This is a genomic window from Emcibacter sp. SYSU 3D8 (assembly GCF_039655875.1).
Taxonomy (GTDB): domain Bacteria; phylum Pseudomonadota; class Alphaproteobacteria; order SMXS01; family SMXS01; genus RI-34.
In genome coordinates, this window is record NZ_JBBYXK010000004.1 from 12,543 (window position 1) to 28,531 (window position 15,989).

Below are 15,989 nucleotides of genomic sequence, written 5' to 3' on the forward strand. Positions count from 1 at the left end.
AACAGCCAGGCGCCACAAGCGTTCTGGCGGCTTAGTTCGAGACACGAAGTTCAGGCTGCATCGCCGGATGTTTATCCGCGTACTGCAAGCCTTAGAGGAGCAGAGACGTTCATGGCGAAGGACGCATCCGAGTCGGTGAAAGAGCGCGACGAGACCGAGGAGTCGGGCGACAGCCCGCTCGTCGATTCGTCCGCGGAAGCGGTCAAGAAGATGATCGCCGCCGCAAAGGAGCGGGGGTATGTCACCTATGACGAACTGAACCGGGTGCTGCCGCAGGATCAGCTGTCCTCGGAGCAGATCGAGGACATCATGGCGATCATGTCCGAGATGGGCATCAACGTCATCGAGAACGAGGAAGCGGCCGAAGATTCCGAGGAAACGGGAGACGCGCCTGCGGGGGCCGAAGACGACGAACTGAGCGGCCCGCGCACCAAGGAAGTCGAGGTCGATCGCACCGACGACCCGGTGCGCATGTATCTGCGCGAGATGGGCAGCGTCGAGCTGTTGTCCCGTCAGGGCGAGATCGCCATCGCCAAGCGTATCGAAGCCGGCCGCAATGCCATGATCGACGGCCTGTGCGAAAGCCCGCTGACATTCGCCGCCATCACCGACTGGCATGACCAGCTGATCAACCAGCAGCTGCTGCTGCGCGACATCATCGACCTGGATGCCACCTATGGCGCCGGTCCTGGTGCCAATGACTCGCTGCCGGCCGAAATGGCCGGCGAGGACGCCCCGCCCGCAGGCACCGAAGCCTCGAGCGACGAGAACGATGAAGAGGACGAGGCAGAAGAGGAGGGGCCCGCGCCGGCCGGCGCTCCGGGTGCCGACGACGATGAAGAGAACGCCGACGAGGCCGCCGTATCGCTTTCGGTAATGGAAGAGCGGCTGAAGCCCGAGGTGATCGAGAAATTCGAGCAGATCTCGGCCACCTACAAGAAGCTGGAGAAGCTTCAGCAAGCGCGCCTCGATGTGCAGCTCCGCCAGGGCACCTTCTCACCGGCCCAGGACAAGAAATACCGGACGCTCAAGGCCGAGATCATCGCGCTGGTCAACATCGTCCATCTCAACAATTCCCGCGTCGAGACGCTGGTCGAAGAGCTCTACAACTACAATCGCCGGTTGCTCGGTCTGCAGGGGCAGCTGCTGCGCCTTGCCGAGAGCAACAAGGTCAATCGCACGGAGTTCCTGCAGCAATACCAGGGTCACGAACTGGACCCGGACTGGCTGCAGAAGGTGGGACAGCTGCCGGGCAAGGGCTGGAAGGCTTTTGCCGAGCGGGAAGCCGTCCGGGCCGAGGCGATCCGCAAGGAGATCGCCGAGATCAGCCAGCACAGCGGCCTGCCGATCAGCGAATACCGGCGCGTCGTCCAGACCGTCCAGAAGGGCGAGAAGGAAGCCCGGGTCGCCAAGAAGGAAATGGTCGAGGCCAATCTTCGACTGGTGATCTCGATCGCCAAGAAATACACCAACCGCGGCCTGCAGTTCCTTGACCTGATCCAGGAAGGCAACATCGGCCTGATGAAGGCGGTGGACAAGTTCGAGTATCGCCGCGGCTACAAGTTCTCGACCTATGCCACCTGGTGGATCCGCCAGGCGATTACCCGCTCGATCGCCGACCAGGCGCGGACGATCCGTATTCCGGTCCACATGATCGAGACCATCAACAAGCTGGTGCGCACCTCGCGCCAGATGCTGCACGAGATCGGCCGCGAGCCGACTCCCGAGGAACTGGCCGAAAAGCTCTCCATGCCGCTCGAAAAAGTGCGCAAGGTGCTGAAGATCGCCAAGGAGCCGATCAGCCTCGAGACGCCGATCGGCGACGAGGAGGACAGCCATCTGGGCGACTTCATCGAGGACAAGAATGCGGTCCAGCCGCTAGACGCCGCGATCCAGGACAATCTGCGCTCGACCACGACGCGGGTGCTGGCCTCGCTGACGCCGCGCGAGGAGCGGGTGCTGCGCATGCGTTTCGGCATCGGCATGAACACCGACCACACCCTCGAGGAAGTGGGACAGCAGTTCTCGGTGACCCGGGAACGCATCCGGCAGATCGAGGCGAAGGCGCTGCGCAAGCTGAAGCACCCCAGCCGCAGCCGCAAGCTGCGCAGCTTCCTGGATACCTGATACGCCCTGTCATCGGGTGATGGAACGGCTCCCTCGGGAGCCGTTTTCCGTTGCGGGACTGCAGAGGGACGGTGCGGGAGGCCGCCTCAGACCCGCCAGAAGCTGCGGGTAAACAGCACGAAGACCGTGAACAGCTCCAGGCGGCCCAGCAGCATGCCGACGCACATCATCAGCTTGGCGCTGTCTGAGAAGCCCGCATAATTGCTTGCCGGACCGGCGATGTCGCCCAGGCCGGGGCCCACATTGGAGACGATGGCCGCGCCCGCGCTGAGCGCGGTCATGAAATTCACGCCGGTCAGCGTCAACCCCACCGCCAGAACGAACATGGTGACGAAGAACAAAAACATGAAGGCGATCACCGAGGTCAGCGTTTCCTCGCTGACCAGTGTGCCGTTCAGCCTGAGACTCATCACGCCGTGCGGGTTGACCATGCGGAACAGGATCCGGCGGATGGCCTGGAACAGCACCTGGTAGCGGAAGATCTTCACCGATCCGGTGGTCGAGCCGGTGCAGCCGCCGACGAAGTAGAGCGCGAAGAAGACCATGGTCGCGCCGCCGCCCCACTGCAGGTAATCGGCGGATACGAAGCCGGTGGTGGTGATCGCCGAGATCACGTTGAAGGTGCCGTGGCGCAGCGCGTTTCCCGGCGACAGGTGGGTGCTGAAATACAGCCAGGCGCTCATGACCAGCGACACCGCGGCGCAGAAGATCAGGAACCAGCGGATCTGGTCGTCGAACAAAGACGGAATCGACTTCATGGTGAACTTGCGGCTGGTGATCGCCACATAGACCGTAAAGGGCAGCGAACCCGCCAGCATGAACACCACCGCGACCGTCTCGAGATACAGGCTGTCGAACACCGCGATGGATGAATCGTAATTGGCAAAGCCGCCGGTCGCCACGGTCGACAGGGCGTGGCAGATGGCGTCGAGCAGCGACATGCCGCCCATCAGATAGGCGAGCGAGCACAGCCCGACCAGAACGGCGAACACACCGGTGATCGCCAGCGCGAGCTGGCCGGTGCTGGGCAGCAGCTTCTTGTCCTTTTCCGACGATTCGGTGCGGAACAGCTGCATGCCGCCCACCCGCAGCATGGGCAGCAGCGCCAGCGCGACGATGATGATGCCGACGCCGCCCATGGCGTGCAGCAGCGCACGCCACAGCAGCAGCCCAGCCGGCATATAATCGAGGCCGGAAATCACGGTCGCGCCCGTCGTCGTCAGGCCGGACATGGTCTCGAACAGGGCGTTGACCGGGCTGAGGCGCGACTGGCCGAACATCATCGGCAGCGAGGCGAAGATGCTCACCACCAACCAGGTCAGCACCGTCAGCAGGAAGGTCTGCCGCAGTGACATTTCCGAGTGGGAGTGGCCGCGGTTGCCCAGCCACAGCAGCGCGCCGGCGAACCCGGTGATCACCGCCGAGCCCACGAAACCCAGGCTCTCGGTATGGACATAAGCGAGATCGACGGCGGCCGGAATCAGCATGGTCACGGCCAGAATGCCGAGCAGCATGCCGATAACCTGAAGGATGGGGCGCAGATCAATCACGCCTGTTCCTTACGCTGCCTTGGCCGGTGCATCAAGCAGGCCATGAATCGGAACGGCCCCGCCGGAGCGGGGCCGTTCGTCGCTGAACACGGGCCAGCCTATTCGGCGGCGATGTTTTCCTTGCTGCCGGCAATGTCCGCCATCAGGTGAATCGCCTCGGTCTGGCGAGCGCCGATGGAGATGCCGGTGCAGCCGGAATCCGCCCATGCCGCCCAGTTCTGGCGGATGCGCTTTTCCGGGCCGATCAGGTTCTGCTCGTCGACATATTCGTCGGGCACGGCTGCGGCAGCCTCTTCCTTGCGTCCCGACAGGTACAATTCCTGGATGCGGTTGGCGGCGTCGCCATAGCCGAACTTCACCATCCGGTCCTTGTGGAAGTTCTTGTCCTTGTGGCCCATGCCGCCCGCATAGAGCGCAATGGTCGGCTTCAGCAGGGCGAGGCCGGCCTTGACGTCGTCGGTGATGTGCACCCCCACGCCGGCCTGAATCTCGAAATTGTCCATGCTCTTGCCGTTGCCGGCCTTGGCGAAGCCTTCTTTCAGCCAGTCGCCATACAGTTCCATGCCGCGCGGAGTCCAGCCAAGCGGCAGCCAGCCGTCGGCCAATTGGGCGGTGAGCTTCACCATGGTTTCGGTGCCCGAGCCGGTCCAGATCGGGATATTCGGGTTGGTGTGCAGAATGGACTTCAGCGGCTTGCCGATGCCCATGGCGCCGGGACGGTCGGCGGGCAGCGGCAAGGGCAATTGCTGGCCGTCATGGGTGACGGGTGCATCGCGCGCGAACACCTTGCGCATGATGGTGATGTAGTCCTTCATCCAGTGATAGGGCTTGCCCCAGGGCTGGCCGTACCAGCCCTCGACGATCTGCGGGCCCGACATGCCGATGCCGGCGATGAAGCGGTTGCCGCCGGCCAGCGCGTCGACGGTGGCGGCCTGCATGGCGGCCATGGTCGGCGACCGGGCGGCCATCTGCATGATCGCCGTGCCCAGGCGAATGCGCTTGGTGTGGGCGGCGATGTAGGCGAGCGGCGTGACCGCGTCCGAACCGTACGCCTCGGCGGTCCAGACCGAGTCATAGCCCAGTTCCTCCGCCAGTTTGATCTTGTCCATGGGCAGGCTCATCTGCTGCCCCGAATAGCCGATCATCAGCCCCAGTTTGATGTTCTTCATTGCCGCTCTCCCTTGATCCGTTGGCGGGCTTCGCTTGATTCTGCACGCTAGCGTCTCGCCGGTCGACGCGCAACTGGTGTTACCGGCGGGTAAAATCATCAAGGATTGATCACCGGGAATACGGGCGGTACCAGGGCCGGTCGCGTGTAACATTGGGCCATCAGGCAGCCCAGGGAGACGGTGGCCTGAGGGTTGATGCCTCGCTGGCCTGCACCGTGTGCAGATGCGTTGATTTCATTGCCTGCGATGCCGCTCAGTCCTACGGCGACGCTTGAAAACTGGACCCTTCCTGATTTTCAGAGTTAACGCGGTAACCGTTCGCGTGTAACGTTATGGCTGGCTGTTCATTAAACAGCCGTCGCTGGTAATTGTTCTCTGGGGAGGGAAAGCCAATGAAACAGCGCTCCACCGCGCCGCGCGCGGTTCAAGGTCTCAAACATCTCCTGCTTGCCAGTTCGCCCCTATGGGCGGCACTCATGTCCGCCGCGCCCGCCCATGCCCAGATCGAGCAGGTCGTGGTCCAGGCGCGCGGCGAACAGCAGGAAGTGCGTGACATTCCGGTGGCGATCACCGCTATCGGCGAAGAGAAGATCGAGAGATTCGCGCTCAAGAGCCTCGAGGATGTGGCGGCTGTCGCACCCCAGCTCACCATCGTCCGGGGCGGATCCGGCAGCGGCGCCAGCATCTCGATCCGCGGCATCCAGTCCAATTCCACGAGTATCGGCATCGAGCAGTCGGTCGCGGTCATCCTCGACGGCGTTTACTACCCGCAGGGCCGCGTTATCGACGAAGGGCTGTTCGATGTCTCCCAAGTGGCCGTGCTGAAGGGGCCGCAGGCGCTGTATTTCGGCAAGAACGCCACCGCCGGCGTGCTGGCGATCACCACCAACGATCCGGGCAACGAATTCGAGGCCATGGCCCGCGTTGGCTATGAGATCGAGCAGCAGCGGCTGGTGGCCGAATCCACCATTTCCGTGCCGCTGACCGACAAGTTCGGCATCCGCCTGGCGCTGCGCGGCACCAAGATGTGGGGCGGTTATATCGAGAACAACGCCGGGCCGACGAATTACGTGACCACCGATGCGGCCACCTTCCAGCAGACGGTGCATCCGAACGGTGCGCCGACCGAGAACAAGTTCCCGGCCGAGGAATCGTTCTATGCGCGCCTGACCATGAAGGGCACGCCCAGCGACCGTTTCACCTACACCATCAAGGGCAGCTTTGCCGATTACCGCATCTCGACCACCCAGGGCACCGAGCTGTTCGCCTGCCCGACCCTGAACGGTCAGCCTCACGCCAGCGTGGCCGATCCGGACAATCCCGGCTTCAACAAGCCGATTCCCAATACCGAGGCAGAGTGCGTCCCCGACTGGCGCGGCGCACAGAACCCGATTCCCCCGGATATCGCGGCCACCGACCCGCTGCTGAACTGGTTCGGCAGCCAGCTGGGCGAAGAGTACCGGTCCTATGGCGTGACCGGAAAGTTCGACATGGACTTCGACCCCATCGACCTGTCCGCGATCCTCAATTTCCACCGCCAGCGCACCAACTGGGTGGGCGACTTCGACGGCGGCGGCGCCACCTCGACCTTTGCCGGCGAGCACAACACCTTCAAGAATTTCTCCACCGAAGTCCGGGCGGTGACCAAATTCGATTTCCCGCTCAACGCGGTGCTCGGCGTCTATTACCAGGACACCCAGCGCTACTTCACCCAGGACGTGATCTTCGCCGGCGCCGACAACTCGGCGGTGACCGATCCGACCCGGCAGTACGTCGCCTATGACAAGATTTCCGAAACCGCCGGCGAGACGATCTCGGTCTATGGCGAGCTGATCTGGGACATCACCGACCAGCTGCAGCTTACCGGCGGCGTGCGCTACCTGCACGAGACCAAGGATTCCTACTTCATCCAGCCCTATGTGAACCCGTTCTTCACCGGCATCTTCTACCAGGGCTACACGCTGGAGGCCGATCAGTCGTTCAACGACGCCTCGCCCGAGGCCACGCTGCGCTGGGAGCCGACCGACGACCTCACCCTCTATGCGGCGTACAAGGAAGGGTTCAAGTCGGGCGGCTTCTCGAACAGCGCCATCCATTCGACGATCACCATCGTCAACAACGACCCCTCGACCTCGCTGCCCGATTTCGTCTTCGCACCCGAGCACGTCAAGGGTTTCGAGGGCGGCATCAAGGCCTCGCTGTTCGACCGGACCCTCAGCGTCGAGCTCGAGGCCTATCACTACAAGTTCAAGGACCTGCAGATCGACTTCTTCAACTCGCCGACCTTTGCGTTCATCACCGAGAATGCGGGCGGCGCCAAGACGGATGGCGCCGAGCTGCAGTTCACCTGGGTGCCCGAACAGGTTACCGGCCTGACGCTGACCGGATCGTTGGCCTACAACATCGCCAAATACACCGACTTTGTGGCGCCCTGCTATGCCGGCCAGAAGCCCAGCCAGGGTTGCAACCTGCCGATCAGCGCCGGCGAGGTGCCCAAGCAGCAGCTGGCGGGCCAGACCCGCGCGCTGGCGCCCAGATGGGCCGGCTCGTTCGGCATCGACTATGAGGCGCCGATCGGCAATGGCCTGCTGATCGGGTTGTCGTCCAACGTGAAATGGAAGTCCAAGCACCGTCTCGGCGGGTTCAACAACCCGTATGACGAGCAGAAGGGCTATGCCACGTTCGATGCCGCGATCCGGTTCGGCAACGAGAACCGCAACTGGGAGTTCGCCGTCATCGGCAAGAACCTGACCAACAAATACGCGCTGCTGTCGGCCGGCGACACGCCGGGCACGGGCGGCAACACCGGTACCGAGCGCGGGTTCGTCGCGGACCGCTACGGCACGCCGATCGTCCGGCGCACCGTCGAGCTCCAGTTCACCTGGCGCTACTGACGGTCTGAATGAATGGAAAGCCGGGGCCGCCGACCGGTCCCGGCATTCGCCGTTTCAGGGGCTTTGGCAATGCGCGCAATGATGCTATCAGATGCCGTCCTCGCCTCGGGGGCCTGTAGCTCAATTGGTTAGAGCCGGCCGCTCATAACGGTCTGGTTGCAGGTTCGAGTCCTGCCGGGCCCACCACACAGTCTGACGCTGCTGCCAGAGAGCCCGGACGTCGGCGGGTTTCGCTAAGGGGTCATGACGATCTGGACCCGGTCAGATATCTGAATGCTTCAATGGGCAGGGGCAGTACCAGGGTTGAGGCTTTCTCTCCGGCGATCTCCTGGAGCGCCGACAGATACCGAAGCTGCATCCCCTGTTCGACAGATCCCAGTATCTTCGCGGCCTCGATGAGCTTCTCGGCCGCCTGTTGTTCGCCCTCGGCGTTGATGATCTTCGCGCGGCGGAGCCGCTCTGCCTCGGCCTGCTTGCCGATGGCGCGCACCATGGATTCGTTCAGATCCACGTGTTTGATCTCGACGTTCGAGACCTTGATGCCCCAGGCATCGGTCTGCGTATCCAGAATCTCCTGGATGTCCCTGTTGAGCTTGTCGCGCTCGGCCAGCATTTCGTCCAGTTCATGCTTGCCCAGTACCGAGCGCAGCGTGGTCTGCGCGAGTTCGCTTGTGGCGGACATGTACTCGACCACCTGGAGGATCGCCCGTTCCGGATCGACCACGCGAAAATAGACGACGGCATTCACTGCGACCGAGACATTGTCGTGGGAAATGACGTCCTGGGTCGGCACATCGAGCACGATGGTGCGCAGGTCCACGCGCTGCATGGTCTGCACGAGCGGAATCAGGATGATCAGGCCGGGCCCCTTCACCCCAGTGAACCGCCCCAGCGTAAACACCACGCCCCGCTGATATTCCTTGAGGACCTTGATCGCCGAGAAGAGAAACAGCAGGACCAGCAGGATGCCTGCCCCGAGAAAGCCGACGTCGACCATGCTAAGTGCTCCTCTGAGGTTCGGATGACGTGACGGTAAGCGTGAGGCCGTCTCGCCCGCTGACGCGAACGGTCTGCCCGGGTCTGAATTCGGCGGGACCCTGCGCCTTCCAGCGCTCTCCCCTGTACAGCACGGCCCCGGTATGTCCGCGCCAGTCGATAACCTCGACGATCGTGCCCGGCGCTGCTTCCTCGCCTGCCGCGATGGGCCGCCGGTGGGCGCGCAGGGCCAGTCCCAGCAGGAAGATCATCAGGCCGCCGAGGATCACCGTGGTCGTGATCACGAATCCGGGTGAAACCTGGAATTCCGGCGATTCCGTGTCGAAGAGCAACGTGGCGCCGACCACGAAGGCCGCACCCCCGCCGATGCCCAGCATGCCGAAGGACGGCGTGAACGCTTCCGCGACGATCAATGTCAGTCCCAGAGCGATAAGGGCGGCGCCGGCATAATTGACCGGCAGAACATTGAGCGCGTAAAGGCCCAGCAGGAGCGAGATACCCCCAATGGTGCCGGCGATGAACGTGCCCGGATTATAGAACTCCAGGATCAGGCCATAGACCCCCACCATCATCAGCAGCAGTGCGATGTTGGGATTGGTGATGACCGACAGAAGTTTGGTGCGCCAGCTGGGCTCAAGCGATTCAACCGTCAGTCTGGCCAGCTTCAGCACCCTGTCTTCACCCATGATCTTTATCGAGCGGCCCTCCAGCGCTTGCAGCAGGGCCGGCACATCCTGGGCGATCATGTCGATGACGCCGGACTCCAGCGCCCTGGAGGCGGGCAGGCTCGCGGCCTCGCGGACCGCCTTGACGGCCCATTCGGCATTGCGCCCCCTGAGTTCGGCCAGGCTTTCGATATAGGCGGCGGAATCGTTCACGGCCTTGGCGGTGGAGGCGCTTCCCTTGGCGCTTTCGGTATCTTTTTCCTCGTCCTTTGCCTTGTCCGAGGGTTTCGGGTCACGGCCGGGAAGTTCGGTCGGCGGCCCCTGCAGATTGACCGGTGTCGCCGCGCCCAGATTGGTGCCCGGGGCCATGGCGGCTATGTGGCTGGCATAGAGAATATAGGTCCCGGCGCTGGCCGCCCTGGCCCCGGAAGGGGCGACGAAGGTGGCAACCGGCACCGGAGACGCCAGAATGCCCCTGATGATGTCGCGCATCGACGTCTCGAGCCCGCCCGGCGTGTCCATCCTGATCACGAGCAGCGCGGCATTCTCCCGGGCTGCCCGTTCAAGTCCCGATTCGATATATTCGGCCGAAGCCGGTCCGATTGCCTCCTGGACGTCGAGGACCAGAACGCGTTGCTGCGGTGCCTGAGCAAAGGCGAGCCCCGCCATGCCGGCCACGATCAGCAGCGGGGCAATGAACCGGCGGAGACCAGACAGCACTACTGTCATTAATTCGCTTCCCCGAATTCGACGGTTGCAGCAAGTCGCAGCTGCCATCATGGAACAGTGCGGTTGTCGGTTGCTCTACAACGCCGCATCAGTCCCAAGCCGGAAGTCTAGCATTATATGGACCGGTTTCGATGTCTGATGATTGCCCCGGTTTTGCTGGGCAATGACCAGGCTGAATTGGCCTGTTCTACAGGTGCGCCGACAACCGATGGCAACAGACCTTGTGGGCGGCGTTCGGAGCCCGGTTTCCAGGCGGCCAATTCTTCCCGTGCACGGCAGCCTGGAAAAACTGACCGGGTCATGCCGCCGGCGGGCGAGAAGGCGGCCGGCCGCGATATTTGGATGCGGGCGAGCCTCCTTGCCGGCATGGACAGATGCCGAACTGGCTTTCGTTTCGCGCGCGCCTCACGCATAAGTATTGGCATGGTGACGATTTTCGCCGGAGCGCTTTATGGATGATTTGTCAGCGGCCGTCGCGTCGGCGCCGGCCGTCCGCGCGCCGCCCGAGCTGACCATCGTGGTGCCGACCTTCAATGAACGCGACAATATCCGACCGCTGCTCGGCCTGATCGCCAAGGCGCTCAAGGGCGACAGCTATGAAGTGGTGTTCGTCGACGACGACAGCCAGGACGGCACGCTGCAGGAGCTGCAATCGGTGGCGCGCAGCGATCCGGCGGTGCGTTACATCCACCGGATTGGCCGCCGCGGCCTGTCGTCGGCCGTGGTCGAGGGCATGCTCAGCAGCTCGGCACCCTATCTGGCGGTGATCGACGCCGACCTGCAGCATGACGAGACATTGCTGCCCGACATGCTGGCCGTGCTGCGTGGCGGCAAGGCGGACGTGGTCGTCGGATCGCGTTACGTGGAAGGGGGCGGCATGGGCGAGTGGGACGCGTCGCGCCAGTTCATCAGCCGCACCGCCACCCGTATTGCCAAACTGATCATCCGCGCCGAGCTGACCGACCCGATGAGCGGCTTCTTCATGCTGACCCGCGAGGCGTTCGCTGGGGCGATGCGCAACCTGTCGGGCCAGGGCTACAAGATCCTGCTCGACATCTTCGCCTCCCATTCCAGCACGCTGCGGCTGCGCGAGCTGCCCTATGAATTCCGCACCCGCCAGCACGGCGAGAGCAAGCTCGATGCCCTGGTGACGTGGGAATATCTGATGCTGGTGGCCGACAAGCTGTTCGGGCGCCTGATCCCCGTCCGGTTCCTGATGTTCCTGATCGTGGGCGGCCTTGGCGTCTTCGTGCATTTCGGCGTGCTGACCCTTCTGCTGAAGGGTCTGAACGCCGACTTCCAGGCGTCGACCATCATCGCCACCATTTCGGCCATGACCTTCAACTTCTTCCTCAACAATTTGCTGACCTACCGTGATCGCCGCCTCAAGGGGATATGGCGGATCACCAAGGGTCTGTTCAGTTTTTACGTCGTCTGCTCGCTGGGCGCGGTGGCCAATGTGGGCGTCGCGACGGCGCTGTTCGATCGCGACTATGTGTGGTGGGGCGCGGGACTTGCCGGCGTGCTGGTCGGATCGGTCTGGAATTACGCGGCCACCAGCCTTTTTACCTGGAGACAGAAGAAGTAGCAGCGCCGCAAGGCAATCAAAATTTTATGACCACCAGGGGGTACCCATGAAGCGTTTTGTCGTTTTCGCCGGGCTTGTCCTGGCCATTTCCGTCACCGTTTCGGCCGCTGTGGCGGGAACCTATCAGGATCTGCTCCAGCGAATGCCCGCGCTGCCGGCGACGGTGGAGGCCGCGTCCGCCATGTGGGTGCCAGCCGAAGCCGGTCCCGTGGAAGGCACGGCACTGAAGGCCGCCCAGAAGGCTCTCGACGACGCGCAGCATCGCCTGCCCGGCGCCCAGTCTCCTTCGGCCCAGCAGGCGCAGGCGCCGCAGATGACGCCGCTGGTGGAGTACTATGCGACGCCCAAAGGTCAGGCCGAGCTCGAGGCCATGCCGCTCGACCAGAAAATGGCGGTCGCCCAGCGGCTGGCGCAGGAGATGAACCCGCAGGTGGGCCGCGCCACGGCGGTGAGCGACGGCGACAGCACCCAGATCGAAAAGATCCAGACCTATCCGGAAGCCACCGCCGTGCGGCAGAAACTGCAGGAATTGACCGCCGCCCAGGCCGATCTCGACCGGCAGTGGCGGGCTGACGAGGAGAAGCTGGCCGCGCAACAGGCCGCTGAGACGAAAAGGATACCGATCTGCGACGGCGAGGCTGCCGATCGCGACCCGCTCGCCATGCGCAACCTCGCCCTGTCCTATGTGCCGAAACATATCGCGCTCGCTAGGACCTACCTGCCCAGGCATCAGCCCTTGCTGGTGCAGATGCGGGCGGCAATCGCCCCCGAGATCGCCCATGCCGACATGGTGGTCGCCGCCTGGAGCGCAATCCAGGCCCCGGCCATGCGCCAGCGCATGGCGCCGGTGACCCAGGGCGCGGCCAGTGCCGCCATAGTCGATGCCGGCCACGCGCTGGCATTCGTCCGGCAGGTGACGGAGAGAATCGCCAGGGTCACGGCGCGCAAGGCTGAAATCGAGCGCTACTATGCCGGGGCTACCGGCTGCTGACGCGGCGGCGCGCTGGCTGGACGGGTAATGGCTTGCGCTGCCGGTAATGCCAGCGGCGGCGCCGTGCCGACACTGGCGCGGCGCCATGGAGCGCACTAGAATCGACGGCCCATCAGGAGGGGCGGGGGATCCATGAGGCGAGTCAGAGCCCGTGTCGAGCGGCTGTGCCCTTCGTCAGCCGACGTGCTGCGCGTCTTCTATCGGCGATGGCAGGCGCGCCAGCATGCACGGGACCTGCTCCCGATCAAGGCCAGGCCAACGTCACCGCACCAGATACTTTGCTTTCTGGCGGTCCGCGACGAGATGATGCGGCTCCCCGATTTCCTGCGGCACTATCGCAGCCTCGGCGTGGACCGATTTGTGTGCGTGGACAACGGCTCGGTGGACGGGACCGCTGACTTTATGGCGGACCAGCCGGATGTGGACCTGTTCGCGACCAGTTCGCCGTTCGCCCGGGCGCGCGGCGGTGCGTTCTGGCTGTCGGGACTTGCACGAGGGCGCTACGCCGATCACTGGGGCGTAATGGCCGACGCCGACGAACTGCTGGTTTACGATGGCTGCGAACGGCATGGCCTTGGCGATCTCGTTCACGTCCTTGAGGCGGGCGGCCAGCGGTCATTGCCGGCCATGCTGCTCGACATGTATCCGGCCGGTCCGCTCCGCGCCGCCATACCATCGCGGGACCAGAGATTGACCGAAATATGCCCGCTGTTCGACGGGCGCGGCTATGAACCGATCGGCGAGGATGCTGCAGGGACAAGGACGCGTATTCGCAAGTTCCGCGGCGGCCCCAGGCAGCGTTTGTTCAGTTGTCCTGGCCGGACGTTCTACGTGGAACTCGGAAAGACGCCGTTCGCACGCTGGTCCAAGGACATCACGCTATTCGACTCGCATACCGTTCACCCCTTTGACCTGAACTTCGTATCCCCGACAGGTATCCTGCTGCACTTCAAGCTGATGTCAGACCTCGTCGAACGGGCGGAGACTGCCGTGCACCGAAGGTCCTATTTCAACGACTCGAAGGCATATCGCGAGGCGTTGCCGCTGCTTCAGTCCCTACCTGACCTCTCGGCGGTCTGGGAGGAATCACGACGATATGAGGGGTCGGCTTCCCTGGTTGAAGCGGGGCTGATGAGCGCCATCGACTGGCCGTGACGGCTGCGTCCAGCCGTTCTAGGATAACAGGATCGAGTGACCACGCGGCAGTGGCAGGGGAGAGCGGATGACGACCGACTATTTCGATATGACCGGCAAGGTGGTGCTGGTCACCGGCGGCAGCCGCGGCCTTGGCCGCGACATGGCGCTGGCCTTCGCCAATCAGGGCGCCGACATCATCGTCGCCAGCCGCAAGCTGGAAGATTGCGAGAAGGCCTGCCGGGAGATCGAGGGCATGGGCCGCAAGGCGCTTGCCCAGGCCTGCAATGTCAGCAAGTGGGATGACATGGAGCGGCTAGTCGACGCCGCCTACCTGGCCTTCGGCAAGGTCGACGTGCTGATCAACAATGCCGGCATTTCGCCGGTCGCACCATCGTCGCTGGAGACCAGCGAGGCGCTGATCGACAAGATACTGGCGGTCAATTTCAAAGGGCCGTTCCGGCTGATGTCGCTGATCGGGACGCGCATGGTCGAGGCTGGCGGAGGCTCGATCATCAACATCAGCAGCATCGGGGCCATCAGGCCCACCCCTGACATCGCTCCCTATGCCGGCGCCAAGGCGGGACTCAACGCCATCACCAAGGCATTCGCCCAGGAGTACGGGCCCAAGGTGCGGGTCAATTGCATCATGGCAGGCCCGTTCTGGACCGACATCTCGAAGTCGTGGCGCGAGGAGGCGGACAAGAACGCCACCAACCCTGCCGGACGTATCGGCAGGCCGCACGAGATCGTCACCGCCGCGCTCTATTTCGGCAGCGATCATTCGTCGTTCACGACCGGTTCGGTGATCGCTGTCGACGGCGGTATCACCTGAGCGAAACCCTGCCCCGTGCCGGCGCGGGTTGCCGCCACCGGATCGAGGGCTAATTCCAACAGTTCGGGCCATCCTGCGATAAAGGGGCGGCGATGCCGGAACTGTTCGACAATCTCGCCGACAGCCAAGGGTTTGGCTGGGTGCCGTTCTGGCTGATCGCCAGCGCCGTCGCCGTTGTGGTTGCAGCCTCGGCTCTTGCCCTGCATGGCGCGCTGCTGCGCAGGATCGACCGGCACCCCGGACAAATCTTCACCGCGCAAGCACTGCGACGTACCCGCGGCGTGGTCAGATTGGGCATCCCCGTCCTCGTGGCGGCGCTCCTGTCGCGGTTCCTTGAGGTGTCACCCGCGGTGGAGACGCTCATCGACCGGGTTGGCGTCCTTGCGTTGCTGTTTCTGCTGGGCTGGACGCTGTTGATCCTGTGCGACCTGAGCGCGGATCTCTATCTGCGCCGCTACCGCCTTGACGTTGCGGACAATCTGCATGCGCGCAAGATGGTCACCCAGGTGCGGATTCTGAAGCGGACGGCGAAAACCCTGGTGGTCGTCGTCTTCCTGGCGCTGATGCTGATGACATTCGATACCGCCCGCCAGTTCGGCGTCAGCCTGATGGCGTCGGCGGGCGCGGCGGGGTTGATCCTCGGCCTGGCGGCGCGCCCGGTGCTGAGCAACCTGATCGCCGGTATCCAGATCGCCATCACCCAGCCGATCCGCGTCGATGATGCCGTCGTGGTGGAAGGAGAGTGGGGCTGGATCGAGGAGATCAACAGCTCCTTCGTGGTCATCAAACTGTGGGATTGGCGGCGGCTGGTGGTGCCGCTGGGCTACTTCATCGAGAAGCCGTTCCAGAACTGGACGCGCACGACCGCCTCGATCATCGGCACGGTCTATCTCTATGTGGATTACACCGTCCCCGTCGAACGGGTGAGGCAGAAGCTCGATAAGGTCGCCAGGGAAAGCGAACTCTGGGACGGACAGGTGGTCAACCTGCAGGTGACCGAAGGGACCGAAAACGCAATGCAATTGCGCGCGCTGGTCAGCGCCAGCACGTCGCCTAGGGCGTGGGACCTGCGCTGCGAGGTGCGGGAGAAGATGATCGACTTCCTGCAGCGCGAATTTCCGCAGGCGCTGCCGCGGCACCGGGTAGATCTGACGGCCGATGGCCCTCCGCCTGCCGGCGGCTGACGTCGGTCGCCTCCGGTCCGGGGCGGCCAGCAGCAGCCTGGAAATTGCATCTCGGACCGGCGTTCGCGGGGACATTTTTTTTCGCCGGCGGTGCAATGAAACATTCATATCGGCAGGAAATGTCCTT

General features: G+C 63.7%; 11 protein-coding genes and 1 tRNA gene. 8 read left to right on the top strand and 4 right to left on the bottom strand.

Annotation, left to right across the window (positions count from 1 at the left end):
* Window positions 1-111 precede the first annotated feature (111 nt).
* The gene (gene rpoD, locus WJU21_RS14050; protein WP_346324082.1) at window positions 112-2,127 is read left to right on the top strand and encodes an RNA polymerase sigma factor RpoD; all 2,016 of its coding nucleotides are present in this window, start codon (window positions 112-114) and stop codon (window positions 2,125-2,127) included.
* 86 nt (window positions 2,128-2,213) lie between these two features.
* Here the strand turns inward: rpoD and WJU21_RS14055 are convergent, their stop codons facing one another.
* A complete protein-coding gene (locus tag WJU21_RS14055) occupies window positions 2,214-3,677 on the bottom strand; it encodes a TrkH family potassium uptake protein (protein ID WP_346324083.1) in 1,464 nt (487 codons plus the stop codon).
* Window positions 3,678-3,775: 98 nt separating this feature from the next.
* Window positions 3,776-4,846, bottom strand: coding sequence for an LLM class F420-dependent oxidoreductase (locus WJU21_RS14060; RefSeq protein WP_346324084.1), 1,071 nt, complete (start codon window positions 4,844-4,846; stop codon window positions 3,776-3,778).
* A 476-nt stretch (window positions 4,847-5,322) separates the two neighbouring features.
* Here WJU21_RS14060 and WJU21_RS14065 point away from each other — a divergent pair, with 476 nt between their 5' ends.
* Window positions 5,323-7,740, top strand: a complete 2,418-nt coding sequence (locus WJU21_RS14065) for a TonB-dependent receptor (protein WP_346324085.1) — start codon at window positions 5,323-5,325, stop codon at window positions 7,738-7,740.
* A gap of 109 nt (window positions 7,741-7,849) precedes the next feature.
* Window positions 7,850-7,926 (top strand) — tRNA-Ile (locus WJU21_RS14070).
* A 55-nt stretch (window positions 7,927-7,981) separates the two neighbouring features.
* Here the strand turns inward: WJU21_RS14070 and WJU21_RS14075 are convergent.
* Together WJU21_RS14075 and WJU21_RS14080 are read right to left on the bottom strand one after the other, a co-directional pair.
* Window positions 7,982-8,737 (bottom strand): slipin family protein, encoded by a 756-nt coding sequence (locus WJU21_RS14075; RefSeq protein ID WP_346324086.1) that lies wholly within the window; start codon window positions 8,735-8,737, stop codon window positions 7,982-7,984.
* Between the two features lies 1 nt (window position 8,738).
* Window positions 8,739-10,130 (bottom strand): nodulation protein NfeD, encoded by a 1,392-nt coding sequence (locus WJU21_RS14080; protein WP_346324087.1) that lies wholly within the window; start codon window positions 10,128-10,130, stop codon window positions 8,739-8,741.
* A 451-nt stretch (window positions 10,131-10,581) separates the two neighbouring features.
* On the opposite strand from WJU21_RS14080, the gene WJU21_RS14085 reads away from it, so the two are divergent.
* From WJU21_RS14085 to WJU21_RS14105, 5 genes are all read left to right on the top strand, one after another.
* Window positions 10,582-11,718 (top strand): glycosyltransferase family 2 protein, encoded by a 1,137-nt coding sequence (locus WJU21_RS14085; protein WP_346324088.1) that lies wholly within the window; start codon window positions 10,582-10,584, stop codon window positions 11,716-11,718.
* 46 nt (window positions 11,719-11,764) lie between these two features.
* Entirely contained in the window at window positions 11,765-12,709 is a 945-nt protein-coding gene (locus tag WJU21_RS14090) for a hypothetical protein (RefSeq protein ID WP_346324089.1), read from the top strand.
* Between the two features lie 132 nt (window positions 12,710-12,841).
* A complete protein-coding gene (locus tag WJU21_RS14095; protein ID WP_346324090.1) occupies window positions 12,842-13,864 on the top strand; it encodes a glycosyltransferase family 2 protein in 1,023 nt (340 codons plus the stop codon).
* Window positions 13,865-13,931: 67 nt separating this feature from the next.
* On the top strand, window positions 13,932-14,678 hold the full coding sequence (locus WJU21_RS14100) for an SDR family oxidoreductase (RefSeq protein WP_346324091.1): 747 nt from the start codon (window positions 13,932-13,934) through the stop codon (window positions 14,676-14,678).
* 92 nt (window positions 14,679-14,770) lie between these two features.
* Window positions 14,771-15,862 carry a mechanosensitive ion channel domain-containing protein gene (locus WJU21_RS14105; RefSeq protein ID WP_346324092.1) on the top strand — a complete coding sequence of 364 codons (1,092 nt, stop codon included), beginning with the start codon at window positions 14,771-14,773 and terminating at the stop codon, window positions 15,860-15,862.
* Window positions 15,863-15,989 lie beyond the last annotated feature (127 nt).